13 protein-coding genes are annotated in these 20133 nt (G+C 69.0%); 5 read left to right on the forward strand and 8 right to left on the reverse strand.

Features of this window, described 5'->3' with window-relative positions; genetic code table 11:
- The first annotated feature begins 6 nt into the window (after positions 1 to 6).
- Together pks13 and ACEE23_RS09945 are read left to right on the forward strand one after the other, a co-directional pair.
- Entirely contained in the window at positions 7 to 4806 is a 4800-nt protein-coding gene (pks13, locus tag ACEE23_RS09940; protein ID WP_448872384.1) for a polyketide synthase Pks13, read from the forward strand.
- On the forward strand, positions 4790 to 6337 hold the full coding sequence (locus ACEE23_RS09945) for an acyl-CoA carboxylase subunit beta (protein ID WP_368519990.1): 1548 nt from the start codon (positions 4790 to 4792) through the stop codon (positions 6335 to 6337). Before pks13 ends, ACEE23_RS09945 begins: the two co-directional genes overlap by 17 nt.
- Before the next feature lie 254 nt (positions 6338 to 6591).
- Here ACEE23_RS09945 and ACEE23_RS09950 read toward each other — a convergent pair whose 3' ends face one another.
- The 5 genes from ACEE23_RS09950 to trmB are packed head-to-tail and all read right to left on the reverse strand — an operon-like array spanning position 6592 to position 11791.
- Entirely contained in the window at positions 6592 to 7011 is a 420-nt protein-coding gene (locus tag ACEE23_RS09950; protein WP_368519989.1) for a DUF3054 domain-containing protein, read from the reverse strand.
- Positions 6989 to 8026 carry a lysylphosphatidylglycerol synthase transmembrane domain-containing protein gene (locus ACEE23_RS09955; protein ID WP_448872386.1) on the reverse strand — a complete coding sequence of 346 codons (1038 nt, stop codon included), beginning with the start codon at positions 8024 to 8026 and terminating at the stop codon, positions 6989 to 6991. Before ACEE23_RS09955 ends, ACEE23_RS09950 begins: the two co-directional genes overlap by 23 nt.
- 3 nt (positions 8027 to 8029) lie before the next feature.
- Positions 8030 to 10417, reverse strand: coding sequence for an MMPL family transporter (locus ACEE23_RS09960; protein WP_448872388.1), 2388 nt, complete (start codon positions 10415 to 10417; stop codon positions 8030 to 8032).
- A 7-nt stretch (positions 10418 to 10424) separates the two neighbouring features.
- Positions 10425 to 11024: an NYN domain-containing protein gene (locus tag ACEE23_RS09965; RefSeq protein WP_448872390.1), complete on the reverse strand. Its 600-nt coding sequence runs from the start codon at positions 11022 to 11024 to the stop codon at positions 10425 to 10427.
- Positions 11024 to 11791 carry a tRNA (guanosine(46)-N7)-methyltransferase TrmB gene (gene trmB / locus ACEE23_RS09970; RefSeq protein WP_368519985.1) on the reverse strand — a complete coding sequence of 256 codons (768 nt, stop codon included), beginning with the start codon at positions 11789 to 11791 and terminating at the stop codon, positions 11024 to 11026. Before trmB ends, ACEE23_RS09965 begins: the two co-directional genes overlap by 1 nt.
- A 439-nt stretch (positions 11792 to 12230) precedes the next feature.
- Here trmB and ACEE23_RS09975 point away from each other — a divergent pair, with 439 nt between their 5' ends.
- Positions 12231 to 14060: a phosphoenolpyruvate carboxykinase (GTP) gene (locus ACEE23_RS09975; RefSeq protein WP_368519984.1), complete on the forward strand. Its 1830-nt coding sequence runs from the start codon at positions 12231 to 12233 to the stop codon at positions 14058 to 14060.
- Between the two features lie 5 nt (positions 14061 to 14065).
- Here ACEE23_RS09975 and ACEE23_RS09980 read toward each other — a convergent pair whose 3' ends face one another.
- A complete protein-coding gene (locus ACEE23_RS09980; RefSeq protein ID WP_368519983.1) occupies positions 14066 to 14830 on the reverse strand; it encodes a class I SAM-dependent methyltransferase in 765 nt (254 codons plus the stop codon).
- Positions 14831 to 14853: 23 nt separating this feature from the next.
- Here ACEE23_RS09980 and ACEE23_RS09985 point away from each other — a divergent pair, with 23 nt between their 5' ends.
- Entirely contained in the window at positions 14854 to 15957 is a 1104-nt protein-coding gene (locus ACEE23_RS09985; RefSeq protein ID WP_368521306.1) for a glycosyltransferase family 4 protein, read from the forward strand.
- On the opposite strand, the gene ACEE23_RS09990 is transcribed toward ACEE23_RS09985, so the two are convergent.
- Positions 15911 to 17500, reverse strand: coding sequence for a hypothetical protein (locus tag ACEE23_RS09990; protein ID WP_448873588.1), 1590 nt, complete (start codon positions 17498 to 17500; stop codon positions 15911 to 15913). The genes ACEE23_RS09985 and ACEE23_RS09990 overlap by 47 nt on opposite strands.
- A gap of 18 nt (positions 17501 to 17518) precedes the next feature.
- Entirely contained in the window at positions 17519 to 18691 is a 1173-nt protein-coding gene (locus ACEE23_RS09995; protein WP_368519980.1) for a porin PorA family protein, read from the reverse strand.
- Between the two features lie 101 nt (positions 18692 to 18792).
- Here ACEE23_RS09995 and ACEE23_RS10000 point away from each other — a divergent pair, with 101 nt between their 5' ends.
- Positions 18793 to 19998 carry an acyltransferase family protein gene (locus tag ACEE23_RS10000; protein ID WP_448872987.1) on the forward strand — a complete coding sequence of 402 codons (1206 nt, stop codon included), beginning with the start codon at positions 18793 to 18795 and terminating at the stop codon, positions 19996 to 19998.
- The last annotated feature ends 135 nt before the right edge of the window (positions 19999 to 20133 follow it).

Below are 20133 nucleotides of genomic sequence, written 5' to 3' on the forward strand. Positions count from 1 at the left end.
TGGCGTATGACCGTAGAGCAGTTGCGTGATTGGATCCGTCATTGGGTAGCCCAGACCACGGGCGTTCCCGCGGAGGAAATTACCGACTCTAAGCCGCTGGAAAACTTCGGCCTGTCCTCCCGCGACGCCGTGGTGCTGTCAGGCGAGCTGGAAAACCTGGTGGGCGTGGATCTTGACCCCACGGTCGCCTACGAATACCCGACCATCGCCCAGCTGGCTGACCGCCTGATTAACGGCCCGGCCCAGCAGTCGGCGCCGGCGTCCGCCCCGCGCCGGATCACCCCGGCCGGCGGCCACGAGGACATCGCCGTCATCGGCCTGGCCGGCCGCTTCCCGGGCGCCAACAACGCGGACGAGTTCTGGGACATGCTGGTCGAAGGCCGCGGCGCGACGGGGCCGCTGCCCATTGGCCGCTGGTCCGACTACGCCGCCGATCCGGTGATGCCCCAGAAGATGGCCGAGCAGAACCTCGCCGGCGGCTACCTGGACGACATCGCCAGCTTCGACGCGGAATTCTTCGGCCTGTCCCCGGTGGAGGCCACCAACATGGACCCGCAGCAGCGCATCCTGCTGGAGCTGGTCTGGGAGGCGCTCGAGGACGCCCACCTGCCGGCCAACGAGCTGCGCGGGACCGCCACCGGCGTCTACATGGGCTCGTCGAACAACGACTACGGGATGCTGATCACCGCCGACCCGGCGGAGGCGCACCCGTACGCGCTGACCGGCACCTCCTCGGCGATCATCTCCAACCGGATCTCCTACGCGCTGGACCTGCGCGGACCCTCGGTCAACGTGGACACCGCCTGCTCGTCCTCGCTGGTCTCCGTCCACCAGGCCGTACGCGGCCTGCGCGAGGGCGACGCCGACGTCGCCGTGGCCGGCGGCATCAACATCATGGCCTCCCCGTTCGTGTCCACCGCCTTCGGCGAACTCGGCGTCATCTCGCCCACGGGCTGCATCCACGCCTTCTCCGACGACGCGGACGGCTTCGTGCGCGCGGACGCCGGCGGCGTGCTGGTGCTCAAGCGGCTCAGCGACGCCGAGGCCGCCGGCGATAACATCCTCGCCGTCATCAAGGGCTCGGCCATCAACTCCGACGGCCACTCCAACGGCCTGACCGCCCCCAACCCGGAGGCGCAGGTCGACGTGCTGCACCGCGCCTACGCCGACGCCGAGGTCGATCCGGCCACGGTCGACTACGTCGAGGCCCACGGCACGGGCACCATCCTGGGAGATCCCATCGAGGCCACCGCCCTGGGTGAGGTCCTAGGGGCCAACCGCGGCGCGGAAAACCCGACGCTGCTGGGCTCGGCCAAGTCCAATATCGGCCACTCCGAGTCCGCCGCCGGCGTGGTGGGCCTTATCAAGGTCATCCAGGCCATGCGCCACGACACCCTGCCGCCGAGCATCAACTTCTCCGCGCCGAACCGCTACATCGACTTCGACGCGGAAAAGCTCGAGGTCGTCGAGGATCCCCGCGAGTGGCCCGAGTACTCCGGCCACAAGCTGGCCGGCGTGTCCGGCTTCGGCTTCGGCGGCACCAACGCCCACGTCGTGCTCAGCGACTACCAGGGCACCACCCACGCCCGCGCCGCCCAGGTCGCCACCGACACCACCACCGACACCGCTGACGATGCCACCGCTGCCACCGTCAGCCTGCCGGTCTCTGGCCTGCTGCCGTCGCGCCGGGCCCAGGCGGCCGCCACGCTGGCCGATTTCATCGAGGACCAGCAGCTGGGAACCGCGGATCTCTTCGCGCTGGCCCGCTCCCTGGCCGGGCGCAACCACGCCCGCTCCCGCGCGGTGGTCAACGCCACCAACCCGGAGGAGGCCATCTCCCGCCTGCGGCAGGTCGCCGCCGGCAAGATCTCGGTCGGGGTCACCGCCGCGGATTCCCCGTCGGTGCCGGGCCCGGTCTTCGTCTACTCCGGCTTCGGCTCCCAGCACCGCAAGATGGTCAAGGACCTCATCGCCGTCTCCCCGGATTTCCTGGCCCGCCTGGAGGAGCTGGACCAGATCGTGGACTTCGAGTCCGGCTGGTCCATCCTAGACATCGTCCGCGACGACGAGCAGACCTACAACACCGAGACCGCCCAGGTGGCCATCACCGCGATCCAGATCGCGCTGACGGATCTGCTGGCCAGCTTCGGCGCCCGCCCGGCCGGCGTTATTGGCATGTCGATGGGCGAAATCGCCGCGGCTTATGCCGCCGGCGGCATCAGCGCTGACGACGCCATGCTGATCGCCTGCCACCGCGCCCGCCTCATGGGCGAGGGCGAGGCCCAGCTGACCGAGGAAACCCAGGGCGCGATGGCCGTCGTCGAGCTGACCGCGGACGACATCGCGGCCCTGGACGGCAACATCGAGCCGGCCGTCTACACCGGCCCGGGCATGACCACCGTGGGTGGGCCGCGCCAGGAGGTCCTGGACCTGGTGGAGAAGCTCGAGGGCGAGGGCAAGTTCGCCCGCGCGCTCAACGTCAAGGGCGCCGGGCACACCTCGGCCGTGGACCCGATCCTCGGCGAGCTCGCCGGCGACATCGCGGGCATTACCGCCCGCCCGCTGCACACCACGCTGTTTAGCTCCGTCGACCGCGGCGAGGTCTACCGCCCGGGCGCCACCGTCCACGACGAGGACTACTGGCTGCGCATGACCCGCCAGCCGGTCTTCCTGGAGGACGCCACCCGCGCGGCCTTTGCCGCCGGCCACACCCAGCTGGTGGAGATCGCCCCGAACCCGGTGGCGCTGATGGGCATGATGTCCACCGCCTTCGCCGTCGGCAAGGCGGACGCGCAGCTGCTCTACGCGCTCAAGCGCAAGGTCGATCCGAGCGTGTCCCTGCTGGACCTGCTGGCCAAGCTCTACGTCGCCGGCGCGCCGGTGGACTACCGCGCCGTCTTCGGCGACGGGCCCGTGCGCGACGCGCCGCACACCCACTTCAAGCGCCAGCGCTACTGGACCCACGCCCGCCCGTCCTCCGGGGTTACCGGCCTGCCGGGCACGCGCGTGAACCTGCCGGAGGGCAAGACCGCCTTTTCCACCAACGCCGACCAGGCCCCGAGCGCCCTGGCGCTGCTGGAAGCGGCTATCGATGCCGTGTCCCCGGGCGCCCACCTCGTCGCCGTGGAAGAACCCGGCACGCTGCCCGCCCAGGGTGAGGTCACCACCGTGGTGACCAAGTCGCTCGGCGGCGTGGCCGTCGCCGCCTATGCCGTCAGCGACGGCGCGACGACCCTGGTCGCGGAAGGCTTCGCCACCTCCCTGGACCTAGGGACCAAGGCCGTGCCCGGCGTGGCCGACCTGCCGGACTCCGCCTCGCTGAAGGCGACCCCGGACCAGTCCGCCGACGCGGACATTGAGGCCGTGCGCTGGGACTCGGCCACGGAGACCGTGGAGGACCGCCTGGCGGCTATCGTCTCGGAATCTATGGGCTACGACGTGACCGACCTGCCGCGTGAGCTGCCGCTAATCGATCTCGGCCTGGACTCGCTGATGGGCATGCGCATCAAGAACCGCGTGGAAAACGACTTCCAGATCCCGCCGCTGCAGGTCCAGGCGCTGCGCGATGCCTCCCTGGCCGACGTCATCGACATGGTCACCGCCGCCGTGGAAGGCCGCGAGACCGACGGCGTGGAGACCGCCGCAGCCGCAACCGGCAACGCCGAAAAGACGGAAAAGAACGCTGAGGCCGACGAGGCCGCAGACGCCGAGGCCACCACTGGCACCGGCGTGGGCGTGGCCCCGCGCGACGCCTCCGAGCGCATGGTCTTCGGCACCTGGGCCTCGATCACCGGGAAGGCGGCGGCTGGCGTGACCAGCCCGCTGCCGGAGCTGACCGAGGAACAGGCCACCCAGATTGCCGAGCGGCTTTCCGAGCGCGCCGGCGTCGAGGTCACCACCGCGGCCGTGCGCGAGGCAGAAACGCTGGAGCCGCTGGCGGACCTGGTCCGCGAGGGCCTGGAGACCGAGGTCGAGGGCAACATCCGCGTGCTACGGGAGGCCGACGGCCCGGCCGTGTTTATGTTCCACCCGGCCGGCGGGACCACGGTGGTCTACCAGCCGCTGGTGCGCCGCCTGCCCGAGGACGTCGCCGTCTACGGCGTCGAGCGCCTCGAGGGCAGCCTGGAAGACCGCGCGCAGGCCTACATCGACGACATCGTCAAGCACGCCCGCGGCCGCAAGGTCGTCCTCGGCGGCTGGTCGTTCGGCGGTGCGCTGGCCTACGAGGTCGCGCACCAGCTGCGTGACAAGGACCTCGAGGTCGCGTTCATCGCGCTGCTGGATACCACCCAGCCCTCCGATCCGGCGCCGGACACCCTGGAAGAGACCAAGGCCCGCTGGGAGCGCTACGCCGCTTTTGCGGAAAAGACCTACGGGCTGGAGTTCCCGGTGCCCTACGAGCTGCTGGAGACCGCCGGCGAGGACGCAGTGATGGATATGCTCGCGCAGTTCCTGGCCACCACGGACGCCTCGGAGCACGGCCTGGCGGCCGGCGTGCTGGAGCACCAGCGCGCCTCCTTCGTGGACAACCAGATCCTGGGCAAGCTGGACATGCGCCGCTGGGCGGACGTCGACGTGCCGGTGCTGCTGTTCCGCTCGGAGCGCATGCACGACGGCGCGATCGAGCTCGAGCCGCGCTACGCGGAGATTGACCCGGACGGCGGTTGGGGCGCTATCGTGGAGGATCTAGAGATCGTCCAGCTGCCCGGCGACCACCTGGCCGTGCCGGACGAGCCCGCAATCGGCATTGTGGGCAAGCACATCGAGGATTGGATCGAGGTAAAGATTCGTGGCAACCACCGCTGAGAAACTCGCGGATCTGCGCGCCCGGCTGGACAAGGCCCAGGACCCGGGCAGCGAACGCTCCCGCGCCCGCCGCGATGAGGCCGGCCGCACCACCCCGCGCCAGCGCATCGAGGAACTGCTCGACGACGGCTCCTTCGTGGAGACCGGCGCCCTGGGCAAAACCCCGGGGGATCCGAAGGCCATCTACTCCGACGGCGTGGTCACCGGCTACGGCCGCATCAACGGCCGGCAGGTGTGCATCTACGCGCACGACAAGACCGTCTACGGCGGCTCGGTGGGCGTGACCTTCGGTAAGAAGGTCACCGAGGTCATGGACATGGCCATCAAGATCGGCTGCCCGGTCATCGGCATCCAGGACTCGGGCGGCGCCCGCATCCAGGACGCGGTGACCTCCCTGGCCATGTACTCGGAGATCGCCCGCCGCCAGCTGCCGCTGTCCGGCCGCAGCCCGCAGATCTCCATCATGCTGGGCAAGTCCGCCGGCGGCGCGGTCTACGCCCCGGTGACCACCGACTTCGTCATCGCCGTCGACGGCGAGGCGGAAATGTATGTCACCGGCCCCAACGTCATCCGGGAGGTCACCGGTGAGGACGTGACCTCCGCGGAGCTGGGCAGCGCCCGCCAGCAGGAGCAAAACGGCAACGTCTCCGCCGTGGTCGAGTCGGAGGACGAGGCCTTCGACCTGGTCCGCGACCTGCTGGACCACCTGCCGCTGACCTGCTACGACCCGGCGCCCGTCTTCGCCGCCCCCAGCGACGAGGAGGTCGCCGAGGACGACGAGCTCAACGCATTTATGCCCGATGACACGAACGCCGGCTACGACATGGAGGAGCTCCTGCGCCAGCTGGGCGACGATGACGAGCTCATCGAGCTGCAGGAGAACTTCGCGCCGAACATGATCACCGCCTTCGGGCGGATCGACGGCCAGGCCGTCGGGTTCGTGGCGAACAACCCCATGCACTTGGCCGGCTGCATCGACGCCGATGCCGCGGACAAGGGCGCGCGTTTCATCCGCATCTGCGACGCCTACAACATCCCGCTGGTCTTCGTGGTCGACACCCCCGGCTACCTGCCGGGCGTGGACCAGGAAAAGGCCGGGCTGATTCACCGCGGCGCGAAGTTCGCCTTCGCCGTGGTGGAGGCAACCGTCCCGAAGGTCTCGCTGATTGTCCGCAAGGCCTACGGCGGCGCCTACGCCGTCATGGGCTCGAAGAACCTGACCGGCGATATCAACCTGGCGTGGCCGACCGCGCAGATCGCCGTGATGGGTTCGGCCGCGGCCGTGGTCATGATCGCCGGCAAGCAGCTGGAGGCCGCCGAGACCCCGGAGCAGCGCGCGATGACCAAGAAGATGTTCATGGACTTCTACGACGAGACCATGACCGCGCCTTACGTGGCCGCCGAACGCGGCTACCTGGACGCGATGATCCAGCCGAACCAGTCGCGGCTGGCCCTGCGCCAGGCCCTGCGCCAGCTGGCCACCAAGGACGTGCGGGACCTGCCGAAGAAGCACACCATCGCCCCGATGTAACGAAACCGGGCGCCGGGGACGATATGTCTAAAGTAATCTCCGGCACCCGTGGCCGGCTCGCCGAGTAATAGTGGAGGAAACATGCTTCTGAGCAGCGCTTTGGACATCGTCAGCGAGATCGTCGGTCTGGTCATTGCCATCGGCAACCAGCTGGCGCACATCTTCGGCTAATTTCCCGCCGAAAGGCCAAAGGCCGGCGCTGCGCCCTTCCCAGGGTTCGCAGCGCCGGCCTATTTTTTCGTATTAACGCCCGGTTAGCGACGCGGCGGGCGGGTGGCGGTCCGGGTGCGGGCGCGCTGTGCTCGCTGGGCGTTGATCTCGGCGACCTCGGCGCGGCGGGCGCGGAAGGCGGCGATGGCGCGCCAACCGAACATCAGCAGGGCGGACATGATGGAGGCGACCAGCAGGAAGCTGTAGTGCGGCAGCTGGCTGTTGACGATGGACCACAGGATCATGCCGCCGACGATGGTGGAGCACCACACGATGGCACCCTCGATCCAGCGGCCGGGCGAGGCCTTGATGCTGGTGATGAAGACCCAGCCCAGCAGCGCGCCCACGGCCCAGGGCCAGAAGGCGGCCAGCAGCCCGGTGAAGGTGAAAGGCGGGTGGGCGATTCGCGCGAAGAGCGCGAAGAGCATGATGGCGACGATATCAAGCAGCGGTGCGGGACGCATCGGCGTGATCCTTTCGGTTGAGGGCGGCATAGGTCAGTCCATTTCGAGCATAGTGCCAGAAGTAGACGATCCAGCCGATGACGGTGATGAGGGCAAAAGAAATCAGGCGGTAGACGACGGCGGCGCCGGTGGCATCGATAGCCGTCATGCCGGTGGCCACCAGCGTGGCGATGATGGCGGCCTCGACCGTGCCAAGTCCGGCCGGGGTGACCTGTGCGGAGCCGGCCAGCTTGGCGGTCAGGTAGGCCAGGGCGATGCCGGCCAGGGTGGTCTGGTCCTCCCCGGCGTGCAGGGCCGGGACGTCCCCGGTGATAGCCCACACGCACGCCCACAGGGAGGCCATGTCCAGCAGCCGGTTGGCCAGGGAATACCCGGCGACCTGCGCGAACTGCCAGCGGTTCAGGTGGACCTCGGAGAGGTTGCGCACCTGCTTGATGAGCGCGTCGCGCTTGCCGCCGCGCAGGAGTTTCTGCCGGGACAGCCAGCGCTCAATCGCGCGCGGGTGGTTGGATACCCAGAAGACCAGACCGCACAGCGCCACCACCGCGGTAAGGGTCAGCAGCAGGGAGAGCACCTGCATCTGGGCGTTGAGGAAGACCACCCCGCCCAGGCCGATGAGCACCAGCCACATGGTGGACACGGCCGAGGAGAGCACGAAGAACCAGCCGGCCAGGGCCAACGAGGTGCCCCAGCCGCGCTGGACGTGGAAGGTGAGGATGGCGGAAAACGCCGGCCCGGCCGGCAGGGTAGTGGACCAGGCGTTGGAGGCCAGCGTGATGGCGGTGGTCTCCTTCAGCGGGACGGGCACGCCGCCGGCCCGGATGAGCAGGCGCATGACTTCCGCCATGGCGACGATGGCGCCGAGGGAGGCGACTACCACCAGCCCCGCGGCAAGAGGATCGGCGGTGCGCAGCCGCCGGAACCCGTCCTGGAGGAAGTCCAGCTCATCGCGAAAGACCCAGATGAGCACCGCGAGAATCACAAGCGCGGCGACCCACTGCAGCCATTTTTTCAACGCCTAGTCCCTTCCCTGGTCCTTGTTTAGTCTTTTCATTAGCTCGCTAAACGGTACCAGGGAATCATCGGTGGACGTGTTGCGGTTGCCCCGCGCCGGGTAATCGCGGTCATCTTCCACGGCCGGCTGGGTCGTGGGCTCCTCCTGCGGTGCGGACTCGCGCGCGGATTCGCGCTCGTAGTCGGTGGAGTCATCGGCATCGGTAGCCAGGACGGCCTCGGACTGGGCCGGCATCTCCTCCCAGTGGCCTTCCTCCCGCGTGGCGCGCTGCGGGGCAGCTGCGGGTGCAGCGGCCGGCTCCTTGCCGTGGCCGAGCTTCTCGTAGGCGCGGTGGATGAACTGCGGGGCCCACCAGTTGTCCTCGCGCAGCAGGTGCATGACGGCCGGCACCAGGAGCATGCGCACGATGGTCGCGTCGATGAACAGGGCGAAGATCATGCCGAAGGCGATGTACTTCATCATCACGATGTCGGAGAAGCCGAACGCGCCGGCCACCACGATCATGATCAGCGCGGCGGCGGTGATGATGCCGCCGGTGTGCGCGGTGCCGTAGGAGATGGCCTCGTCCGTGGTTGCGCCCTTCTTGCGGGCCTCGACCATGCGGGAGACCAGGAAGACCTCGTAGTCGGTGGACAGGCCGTAGATGATGGCGATGATGAGCACCAGGATCGGGCTCATCAGCGGGCCCGGCGTGAAGTTGAGCAGGTCCGCGCCGACGCCGCTGACGAACATGGCCGTCAGGATGCCCAGGGTCGCGCCCAGGGTCAGCAGCGTCATGATGATGGCCTTGGCGGGCAGGACCACCGAGCCGAAGACCAGCGCCATGAGGATGAAGGTGGCCACGACGATGTAGATGGCCATCCACGGCAGCTTGTCGAAGAGGGCGTCGAGGGACTCGACCTCCATCGCCGGTGTGCCGCCGACGTAAAGGTTCACGCCCTCCGGGGCGTCGACGGCCTCGAGCTGGTGGACGATGTCCGCATAGTCGTCGCGGTCCTGGATGCCGGCGGAGAGCACCGTGATGCCGTCCTTGGTGGCCGTGGACGGGCTCATCGGCTCGGTCAGGCCGTCCATGTCGCGCACCTGGAGGTAGACGTCGGCCAGCTGCTGGTTATCGGCGCCCTCCACCACCAGCTTGACCGGCTCGGTGCGGAAGGTGGGGAATTCCTCGTTGAAGGTGTCCTGGGCGACGCGGGTGTCCTGGCTGGGCGGCAGGTAGGTCTCGTTGATGCCGCCGAAGGCGATGTTGATCAGCGGGATGGTCAGCGCGATGAGCAGGGCGCAGATACCCACGGTCATCAGCTTGGCCCGGCCCATGGCCCACGCCGGCAGCTTGTACCACCAGGTGTCTTCCAGGCGGCGGGCGGTGCGCTTGGTGCGCCGGATGGACCACTTGTCGATGTTCTTGCCCAGCAGGCCGAACAGCGACGGCAGCACGGTCACGGACAGCAGCGCGGCCAGGCCCACGGCGGAAATCGAGCCGTAGGCCACGGATTTCAGGAAGGCCTGCGGGAAGATGAAGAGGCCGGACAGGGCCACGGCCACCATGGCCGCGGAGAAGACCACCGTCTGGCCGGCGGTGGCGGTGGTAATCGCCACGGCGTCTTGGGTGCTGCGGCCGCGGTCGAGCTCCTCGCGGAAGCGGGAGACCATAAACAGGCCGTAGTCGATGGCCAGGCCCAGGCCCAGCAGCGTGACGACGGCCTGGGCGAAGACGTTGACCTGCAGGAAACCGGCCAGGATCGACAAAATGCCCAGCGAGCCGAGGATGGACAGGCCGCCGACGATAAGCGGCATGAACGCTGCCACGACGGAGCCGAAGACCACCAGCAGCAACAGGCCGACCAGCGGCAGGGCGGCCTTCTCCGCGCGGGAGATGTCGTTGGACATGCCGTCGTCCAGGGCATCGGCCACCGCGGTCGCGCCGGCGACCTGCACGGGCAGGTCGGTTTCGTGCAGCGCCGGCTCGATGGTGCGGAAGTCCTTGAGCGTTTGCTCCGCGTCGCCTTTGAGCCCGATGGCTGTGAAGGCGTAGGTCCCGTCCTCGTTGATGAAATTCGGGTTCTTCTTGTCGAAGTAGCCGTTGAGGTGGGAAATCTGGTCCGGGTACTGCGCCTTGATGTCGGCGAAGTACTGCTGGGCGGCGTCGAAGTTCTCGTCCGGGTTTTCCACCATGACGATGACGTCGCCGTTGTTGTCGCGCCCGAAGGTGGTTTGCTCGAGCTCGGCGGCCACGGTGGAGGCCGCGCCCGGATCCTCCCAGCCTTCCTGGCTCATGCGGTCTTCCAGGCGGGTGCCGAAGATAGCGAACAGAGCCAGGATCAGCGCGATCAGGATAACGGGGATGAGCTTGCGGTGGGCATAAGAAAAACGGCCCCAGCTATAAAACATGCGGCTCCTAGCGTTCGTCGAGCAAGGCAGAAAGCGGGCGGAAAGGCTGCAGCCAGGCGCCGCCGTCGGGCAGGTTGTCCAGGTTGACTCGGGGCAGCGGCTCGCGGAAGACGCCGTCGATGTCCTCCAAGTCCACGAAGTCGATGACCGGGTGGGTCACGGCCCAGGAGGCGTGCTCCTGGAAGCCGACCACCGTGACCGGCACGCCCTCGTTTGCCAGGTCCTCCAGGGTCTCCTGGAAATTCTGGCCGTCGGCGGAGGCGACCACCAGCCCGGCGAGCTCGTCGCGGTTTGCGGCGATGTAGTCGAGCATGTCCGGGTCCACGTCCGTGTCGTCGTGGACCTTGGGCTTGGCGAAGACGGCGAAACCGACGTTGCGGATGGCCTCGACCCAGGGGCGGATGACGTCCGCCCCGCCCGGGGTGACGTTGGTAAAGACCGCGGCGTGCGGCTGGGCGTCTAGGTCCCAGGCCTCGCGCACGGTCCAGCGGCCGATGGCGTCGAAGCGCGGGCGGAAGGCGGCGGTCGGGCGCCCGCCCAGGATGGCGCCCAGGCCCATGTCCATGTTGGGCGCGTCCCAGACGAGCAGCAGCTTGCGGGTAGTCATTACTGCGGCCTCTTTTCCCAGAGGTATTCCTTAATAACGTGGTCCTTATCCAGGCCCTTGCCCTCGAACTTGGTGATGACCTGGCGGTCGGTCAGCTGCGGGCATTCGGGCCACGGCCAGCCGCGGTAGCGCAGGATGGGCTCGACCTCGACGAGCTCGTCGATCCACTCGGCGTAGCCGGCGTGGTCCGTGGCCACGTGCAGCACGCCGCCCGGCTTGAGGCGGGAGGCGAACAGGTTGAGCGGCCCGGACTGGATGATCCGGCGCTTGTGGTGGCGGGCCTTGGGCCACGGATCCGGGAAGAAGACGCGGATGCCGTCCAGGGACTCCGGCGCGAACATGCGGGCGAGCACCTCGATGCCGTCGCCGCGCACCATGCGGATGTTGTCGATGTCCTGGCGCACCACCTGGCCCAGCAACTTGGCCAGGCCCGGCTTGTAGAGCTCCACGGCGACGATGTTGGTGTCCTGCTCCAGCGGGGCCATCGCCGCGGTCGAGGTGCCGGTGCCCGAGCCGATCTCCACCACGGTCTTGGCGCCGCTGCGCCCGAACCATTCCTCTATATCAATCCGTTCGTCCGCCAGCACCCGGCCCAGGCGGGGCCAGTGCTCGGCGAAAAGTGCCTGCTGGTTGTCGGTCAGGCTGCCACGACGGAAGGTCACGTTACCCAGGCGCGGGTAGTCCAGGCCGTCGTTAAACTCGGTCTGCAGCGGGCGGCCCGGCGGCATCTCGCCCACGGCGGTAGGGGTGTTACTAGAGTTATCCATCGTGGTCTATTGTTCACTTAGCCAGCGCAGTTGGCAATTTGCCGCGCCGCCGACGGCAGCAATGCCGGCCGCAGAGCCGGCAGTGGGGAAAGAACATAAGGAATAGGCCGCAAGTTCTGACCGAACTCGGGCGCGGAGGGGTGCCGGTTATGACCAGCCGGGCGAAGGCGGGCTGCTTGGGGGTGGCGCCGTGAGTAGGGCGGCGGCTTGGCCCGCCGGGTCGATCCCCCGGACGGGGGTACGAAAACTATGAGATTGCCGGTGACGGTATGGCGTACCCTCGGTTAAGTTGTGGTAAACAGTGTGGATATATCCAGTGCCCGGCGAATTGTCGGTACTTGCGCCGGCCGGCGCGTTACGCTGGAGGTGGAATGCCCTCTAAGACATAAGTCATGGCTTAAGTCTGACAACGTGAAGAATTAACCCCAGGAGACTTTAGATGACCGCCGAAATTAAAGGCCTTGTTGGACAACTTCCGACTGACAACCCGGAGCTTATCGCGTGGATCAATGAGAACGTGGAGCTCTTTCAGCCGGACCAAGTGGTCTTTGTAGACGGCTCTCAGGAAGAAGCCGACCGGCTCGCCGGCGAGCTGGTGGAGAAGGGGACCCTGCTCAAGCTCAACGAGGAAAAGCGCCCGAACTCCTACCTGGCCCGCTCCAACCCCTCGGACGTCGCCCGCGTCGAGTCCCGCACCTTCATCTGCTCGGAGAACGAGGAAGACGCCGGCCCGACCAACAACTGGGCCCCGCCGGCCGCGATGAAGGAAGAGATGACCGACGCCTTCCGCGGCGCCATGCGCGGCCGCACGATGTACGTCGTGCCTTTCTGCATGGGCCCCATTAGCGACCTGGACCCGAAGCTCGGCGTGCAGCTGACCGACTCGGCCTACGTGGTCCTGTCCATGCGCATCATGACCCGCATGGGCGCGGAAGCGCTGGAGAAGATCGGCACCGATGGAGCCTTCGTGCAGGCCCTGCACTCCGTCGGCGCCCCGCTGGCCGAGGGCGAGGAGGACGTCGCCTGGCCGTGCAACGAGACCAAGTACATCACCCACTTCCCGGAGACCAAGGAGATCTGGTCCTACGGCTCCGGCTACGGCGGCAACGCCATCCTGGCGAAGAAGTGCTACGCGCTGCGTATCGCCTCCGTCATGGCCCGCGAAGAGGGCTGGATGGCCGAGCACATGCTCATCCTGAAGCTGACCAACCCGGAAGGCAAGAACTACCACATCGCGGCCGCCTTCCCGTCGGCCTGCGGTAAGACCAACCTCGCGATGATCACGCCCACCATCCCGGGCTGGAGCGCCGAGGTCGTCGGCGACGACATCGCCTGGCTGCACCTGCGCGAGGACGGCCTGTACGCCGTGAACCCGGAGAACGGCTTCTTCGGCGTGGCCCCGGGCACCAACTACGCCTCCAACCCGATTGCCATGAAGACCATGGAGCCGGGCAACACCCTGTTCACCAACGTCGCGCTCACCGACGACGGCGACGTCTGGTGGGAGGGCATGGACGGCGACGCCCCAGCCCACCTCATCGACTGGACCGGCGAGGACTGGACCCCGGACTCGGCCACCAAGGCCGCCCACCCGAACTCTCGCTACTGCGTGCCGATCTCCCAGTGCCCGACCGCCGCGCCGGAGTACGACGACTGGCAGGGCGTGAAGATCGACGCCATCCTCTTCGGCGGCCGCCGCGCCGACACCGTCCCGCTGGTCACCCAGGCCTTCGACTGGAACCACGGCACGATGATCGGCTCCCTGCTGGCCTCCGGCCAGACCGCCGCGGCCGAGGGTAAGGTCGGCGCCCTGCGCCACGACCCGATGGCCATGCTGCCGTTCATCGGCTACAACGCTGGCGACTACCTGCAGCACTGGGTCAACATGGGCGAAAAGGGCGGCGACCGCATGCCGGCCATCTTCCTGGTCAACTGGTTCCGCAAGGGCGACGACGGCAAGATGCTGTGGCCGGGCTTCGGCGAAAACTCCCGCGTGCTCAAGTGGATCATCGACCGCATCGAGGGCAACGTCGGCGCCGAGGAGACCATCATCGGTTCCACCGCGCGCGCCGAGGACCTGGACCTGCACGGCCTGGACGTGGAGATCGACAAGGTCAAGCAGGCCCTGGCCGTCCACGCCGAGGACTGGTCCGGCGACATCCAGGACAACTCCGACTACCTGAACTTCCTGGGCTCCCGCGTCCCGCAGGAGGTCTGGGACCAGTTCGACGCCCTGAAGTCGCGCGTGGAGGAGCACCAGAGCGCCTAAAGGGTCTAGGCGCTGGCGCGTAGCACCAGCACCAGGTTGCTGACCAGAAACTCCCGCAACCCGGGAACGCGGGTCAGCCACCACGCCCACCGCGGGTGATAGCGCGGGAACGCCAACAACAGCTCGGCGTCCCCGCGCTTTTGCGCGTTTTCGGCCCACCGCAGCCCGCGCGCGCAGCTGACCGCGAAGAGCGAGGTGCCGTAGACGTTCTTGGGCGGGTGGCCGTGGCGGCGAGTGTAGTAATCCCGGGCAAAGGCCCCGCCCACGTAGTGCTGCCACAGGCCGGTCTCGTGCCCGCCGAAAGGCCCCAGCCACACGGTGTAGCTGAGCACCACCAGGCCGCCGGGGCGGGTCACCCGTAGCATCTCCTCGGCCAGCGCTTCCGGGTCGGGGACGTGCTCGGCCACGTTGGAGGAATAGACCACGTCGAAGGTCCCGTCGGCAAAGGGCATCCGGGTGCCGTCGCCGCGCACGCTGTTGGCCAGCGTGAGTCCCGCCGCGGACATCTCCCCGGCGTCGGGCTCCAGCCCGATGTAGCGGGCGCCGCGGCGGTCGAAGGCGGCGGCGAAATAGCCCGGGCCGCCGCCGACGTCGAGGACTAAGGAGCCGCGGAGGGCGAGCCCGGCATCGTGAGCCAGCCGCCCGATGAGCTCGGCGGTGTCCTCGGCCAGGGGTCCGTAGAAGGCGGCGGGGTGGGTCTGCTCCTGCGGGAAGGCCCGCAGGAGTTGCCAGGATCTCCTCAGCGTGGCCAGGGCTCGGGTGTAGCGCATAGCCACTAGGCTAGTAGCTCGACATGAAAATACTTCTACTCTGTTGGCGCGATTCCACCCACCCCCAGGGCGGCGGCTCCGAACGCTACCTGGAGCGGGTCGGCGAATACCTCGCCGCTCACGGCCACCAGGTCATCTACTGGACCTCCCGGCACATGAACGGCGCCCGCCACGACAAGCGCGACGGCGTGAACTACTGGCGCGTGGGCGGCAAGTACAGCGTCTACCCTTATGCCCTGGCCGCCATCCTGGCCGGCCGGGTGGGGCTGGGCCCGCTGCGCGGCATCGACGTGGTGGTGGATACCCAGAACGGCATCCCGTTTTTCGCCCGTCCCGTCGCCGGCGTGCCGACGGTCCTTTTGACCCACCACCTCCACAAGGAGCAGTGGCCCGTGGCCGGCCCGGTGCTGGCCCGCCTGGGCTGGTGGTTGGAGTCCCGCGTGGCGCCGGCGGTCTACCGCGGCGCGCCGTACGTGACCGTCTCGCCGGCGTCCCGCCAGGACTTGGAGACCCTGGGCGTGCAGGGGGCCGAGATCATCGAAAACGGCGTGGATCCAATCCCGCCGCACGTGCCGCGCCTGGAGCGCGAGGCCGCCATCCACCTGGTGACCCTGTCGCGCCTGGTGCCGCACAAGCAGATCGAGCACGCCATGGACACCGTCGCGCAGATCCCGGAGGCGGTCTTGGACATCGTCGGCTCCGGTTGGTGGGAACACAGCCTGCGCGAGTACGCCGAAAAGCTGGGGCTGGGCGAGCGCGTGCGTTTCCGCGGCCAGGTAACCGAGGACTACAAGCACGCCCTGCTGGCCCAGGCGGACCTGCACCTTATGCCCTCCCGCAAGGAAGGATGGGGACTAGCAGTCATGGAGGCGGCCCAACATAGGGTGCCCACAGTGGGGTATTCCTTCGGCCTGCGCGACAGCGTCCACGACCAGGCCACCGGCCGGCTGGTGGAGACCCCGGCGCAGCTACTCCAGGCCACCCGCGAGCTTATCGCCGACCCGGCCGAGCGCGACCGCCTCGGTGCCGGGGCGCAAGAATTCGCCGCCCAGTTTTCCTGGGAGACCACCGGCCGCCGGTTTATGGATTTGCTCGCGCGCGTGACCGGGAAAACCAGCGCGCGATAAGCCCGGCCGCCAGCGGGGTGAGCAGCCAGGCCACGACCAGGCCCCAGGGCCGCGGCTGCGGGCCGGCGCCGGTCTCGGCAACAACCTGGCCGCCCTCGACGACCGCGCCCACGCCGAGGTGCTCCAACCGTCCCAAGTCCCGCTCCTGCCACGCGCGCTGGGCGGCCACCCAGCGCGGCGCCGGGTAGTCCAGGAGAGCGCCGTCGACGCGCAAGGCGCCGGATTGGACCTTCGCCGCAACCTTGGAATACGGATCCACGGCCACGCCGCCGGGGGCCTCCACCAGCTCCGGCCGGTCGACGAAGAGGGCGTCCCGGCCGCCCAGCTGGTGGACCAGGGCGCTGTCCGTGCCCGCCGGCCGCGGCTGCAGCGGCGCCACCGCCCGGGCGGCATCGGGAACCAAGAGTGCCACGGCCACCAGCCCGGCCGTGGCACTCGGGCCGCGCACCGCGCCCAGGCCCACCGCGTAGGCGGGCACGGCCAGGGCCAGGAATTTCTGGCTGTCGCGCAGCAGCCCGCCGCCCGGCACCGTGTCCACGACCCAGGCCAGCGCGCCGGGGAATAACGCAGCCAGCAGAACCCCGCCCAGCCCGAGCGCGGCCAGGACAAGTAGCGCCCCGGCGCCGGCCGGCCAGCGCACGGAGCCCGCGCCCCGGCCCGCACCGAAAAGCCGGGCCCAGCCGAGCGTCACCACGGCGATAAGCAGCACGCCGACCAGGGCGAAACCGGCCTGGCGGGAGGCGGGCACGGCGTCCGCGTTCCAAATGCCGCCCAGACCGAGCACGGTGACCAGCAGCCCGGCGTGGGCCTCAGCGCGCGGCGCGAAGGCCGCCACGGCGGCGGCCGCATCCATCCCCGGCGCGGTGCCGCGCACGACCCCCAGCAGGCCGGGCAGGGCCCATGGCAGGCACAGCGCCAGGCCGTAGCAGGCCGTGGCTAGCCGCTGCCGCGCGGTGGCGATGCCCGTCAGCGCGCCCAACAGCGCGCCGGTCGGCGTCAGCGAGGAGACGAACATGGCCGCCCACTGCCCGGGCCGCCGCCCCGCCAGGCCCGCCGCGGCGATGGCAGGGCCCAGCCAGGCGGCCGCCGCGATGGACCACTGGCCCTGCAGGAGCCGCTCGATCACCAAGGGGTTGGCCACGCACAAGGCGATGGCCGCGGCCGGGCCCAGCAGGTGCCGGTCCGCCACAACTTCCGGAGATTGCCCTGCCGCCGGCGCGCACAACCTGGTCAGCCGCCAGCCGCCCCAGGCGGCGGCGACTGCCGAGCCGATGACCAGCGCGCGCACGAGCCAGTGCGCCGGCACGAGCTGGGCGGCTAGGGCGAGCAGCCCGTCCTGGGGAACAGCCCGGGCGGGCAGGTCCCCGCCGCCGAAATTGGCGGGGCTGAACGCCATATCCGCGGGCACGACCATGTCCCGCCAGACAAGCTCGCCCGGCAGGACAAAAGGCCAGGTAACGCTAGCGATGCACGCGGCGGCGACCGCGATCAAGCAGGCCGCGCGCACCGCGGCGGGGCGGCTGGCGGGAAGAAGGCGCGGCATGGGCGGACCTGCGGGCGGTTAGTTCGCCTCGCCGGCGCGGCGGCGCATGTACATCCGCGCGGCAATGATGAGCAGGACCACGCCCAGGGCCTTGCCGCCCCAGCCGAGAATCGACATCGCCTTGGTCATGTTGACCGTGCTGGCGACCTTGTCCAGGGCGCGCTGCTGGCTGTCCGGGCTCCACTCGAGGCGCGCGTTGACCACGGCCCGCTCGCGCGCCGGGTCGGTGGCGTCGAGCTGGGCGGCTTCCTGCGGGGAGGTCGCAAAGCTGATGTCCACGTGGGTCACGGCGTTAACGATGGTGCCCGTGGTGGACTCGACCCAGACCGTGCGGCTGACCGAGTAATACGGCTCCAGCACGACCGTGTCCTCCGGGTGGTAGCCGAAGCGTTCCATGTCGGCCTGCGAATAGAAGTTCCCCGCCGGGCCGACGACCTCGGTGGCCTCTTCCGCGTCCGCGCTCGCGCCGGCGAGGGAGGAAAACAGCAGCTTTTCCACCTCCGGGTCGAGCTCACGGCCGTGCAGGTCCTGCTGGAAGGTGTAGGTGGGGATGCCGTCTACCTTCTCGGTGCCGGAGAAATCCAGCGGCTCCGAGCCGTGCAGGAGCGGGTCGTAGAGCGGGTAGGAGCGCTGTTCGGTGTCGGCGGGGAAGAAGTATTGCAGCCCGTCGCGCTCGAAGCCGGGGTCCGTGATCTCGTCGCCGCCCTCACCCAGCGACAGCGTCAGCGCGGTCGAAGGCCCGGAGGCCGGGAAGGTCGACTCCCGGTTCAGCACCGAAGACTCGCTCACGCGCGCGGCCAGGTGGTCGTCGATGAGGGTGGTGACCTCGGATTCGGAGCTGGCCAGCGTGGAGTCGTCCGCCTTGCCGGTCTGGGTGTGGCGCTCGACCTCCATCGGCACGTCCCGGATGAAGCAGGCCAGCGGGTACTGCGTCTGGCCGTTGGCTAGCTTTGCCGGCTCGCACGCGGGGCTGGCGGAGCGCTGCGAGTTCGGCTTCCCGGCGCGGAAGGCCTGGTAGTCCAGCACCATCGACTCCCGGGAGGTAGCCGTTACCTGGTAGTCGATGTCGCGGGAAAGCTGGCGCGTCTGGTTCTCATACATCGCGGGGACCATCGCGCCGATAATAAGCGCGCAGGCTGCCGCCACCACGGTCCAGAACAGGCGGCCGCGGAGCCGGAGGAAGCGCTTCATTGCAGTATCATGTCCAATCACGGAAAGTTACAGGTTCTGGTTGCACGGACGCTTGCGGTGAAGCCCCAAGCGACCATGCCCCGGCGAGGGAAGGAGGCAGCGTGCCGCACGCTCACGCGAAGCACCGCCAGCCCGCCGCGCCCCACACCGGCGTGCATAACACCTTACCGCAGCGGCTCGACGCCCTAGACGGTCTGCGGGCGGTCGCGTCGCTGGGCATCATCGTCACCCACGTCAGCTTCCAGACCGGCACCGGCTGGGGCTGGGCCGAGCGCTTCGATTATTTCGTGGCGGTTTTCTTCGCGCTCAGCGCCTTCGTCCTGTGGCGCCGGCGGGAGCGCTACGCCGCCCGCGGCTGGTCGCGCTACTACCGCAGCCGCACCGCCCGCATCGCGCCGGCTTACCTGGCCTGCGTGATCGCGGTCTTGGCCTTCCTGCCCTCGGCCGCCGGGGTGAGCCTCCAGCAGGTTGTAGCCAACCTCACCTCGACCCAGATCTTCTGGCCAGACGGCCTGGCCCCCGGGCTGACCCACCTGTGGTCGCTGTGCGTGGAGATCGCCTTCTACTTAACGATGCCCCTGCTGGCCATCGCCGCCCAACTCCTCCCGGGCGGGCGCCGAGTGCGCTGCCTGGTGATTGCGGCTTCGGCCGCGCTGAGCCTGGGCTGGGCGTTGTTGCCCTTCGTGGCGAACGCGGACCCGGACGGGATTAATACCCAGATCTGGCCGCCGGCCTATACCTTGTGGTTCGCCGTGGGCATGCTGGCCGCCGAGGCCGAAGGCCGCGTTCCGGCCTGGGTCCAGCGGGTGGCTTCGTGGCGCTGGATGTGGCTGGGCCTGGCCGCCGGGTGCATCTGGCTGGCTAGCCGGGAGTGGTTCGGCCCGCGCGGGCTGACCCACCCGGACCCGGACGAGTTTGCCCGCCGCATCCTGGTCGGCGGGGTCTTCGCCGCCTGCGTGGTGTTGCCCTTCATCTTCGCACCGCGCTCGCGGGTGCTGGAATCCGCGCCCCTGCAGGCGGCCGGAGTCTGGTCTTATGGCATCTTCCTCTGGCACGTGGCGGTGCTGGACCTGGTCTTCCCGCTGCTGGGGATCGATCTGTTTAGCGGCGGGGCCATAAACTTCGTCCTCGTGTGGCTGGCCACGGTGGCCGGCACGGTAGTGGTCAGCGCCGCCGGCTACGAATGGGTGGAACGCCCCGGCGCGCGCGTGGTGCGGACGCTGTGGCCGGTGCGGGAAGAAGCGGCGAACACGCACGCGACCGCCCCGGCGCACAGGGCGGTGACCAGCGCCGAATCGCCGGCATAGCCCGCACTCGGCCAGGGCGCGCGGGCCAGCATTGCCCCGGCGGCCGCCAGCAGCGCGGCGGAGACCGAGACCGAGGCAGCCCCGGCACCGGCAAGCACGACCGATGCCCCGGCTCCGGCCGACGGCGCGGAGACA

Source organism: Corynebacterium sp. 32222D000AT (genome assembly GCF_053546955.1).

Coding starts and splice junctions, on each gene's coding strand:
- pks13 (WP_448872384.1), top strand. CDS start 7: ATGACCGTAGAGCAGTTGCGTGATTGGATCCGTCATTGGGTAGCCCAG.
- ACEE23_RS09950 (WP_368519989.1), bottom strand. CDS start 7,011: ATGCGTCCCGCACCGCTGCTTGATATCGTCGCCATCATGCTCTTCGCG.
- ACEE23_RS09960 (WP_448872388.1), bottom strand. CDS start 10,417: ATGTTTTATAGCTGGGGCCGTTTTTCTTATGCCCACCGCAAGCTCATC.
- ACEE23_RS09965 (WP_448872390.1), bottom strand. CDS start 11,024: ATGACTACCCGCAAGCTGCTGCTCGTCTGGGACGCGCCCAACATGGAC.
- trmB (WP_368519985.1), bottom strand. CDS start 11,791: ATGGATAACTCTAGTAACACCCCTACCGCCGTGGGCGAGATGCCGCCG.
- ACEE23_RS09975 (WP_368519984.1), top strand. CDS start 12,231: ATGACCGCCGAAATTAAAGGCCTTGTTGGACAACTTCCGACTGACAAC.
- ACEE23_RS09980 (WP_368519983.1), bottom strand. CDS start 14,830: ATGCGCTACACCCGAGCCCTGGCCACGCTGAGGAGATCCTGGCAACTC.
- ACEE23_RS09985 (WP_368521306.1), top strand. CDS start 14,854: ATGAAAATACTTCTACTCTGTTGGCGCGATTCCACCCACCCCCAGGGC.
- ACEE23_RS09990 (WP_448873588.1), bottom strand. CDS start 17,500: ATGCCGCGCCTTCTTCCCGCCAGCCGCCCCGCCGCGGTGCGCGCGGCC.
- ACEE23_RS09995 (WP_368519980.1), bottom strand. CDS start 18,691: ATGAAGCGCTTCCTCCGGCTCCGCGGCCGCCTGTTCTGGACCGTGGTG.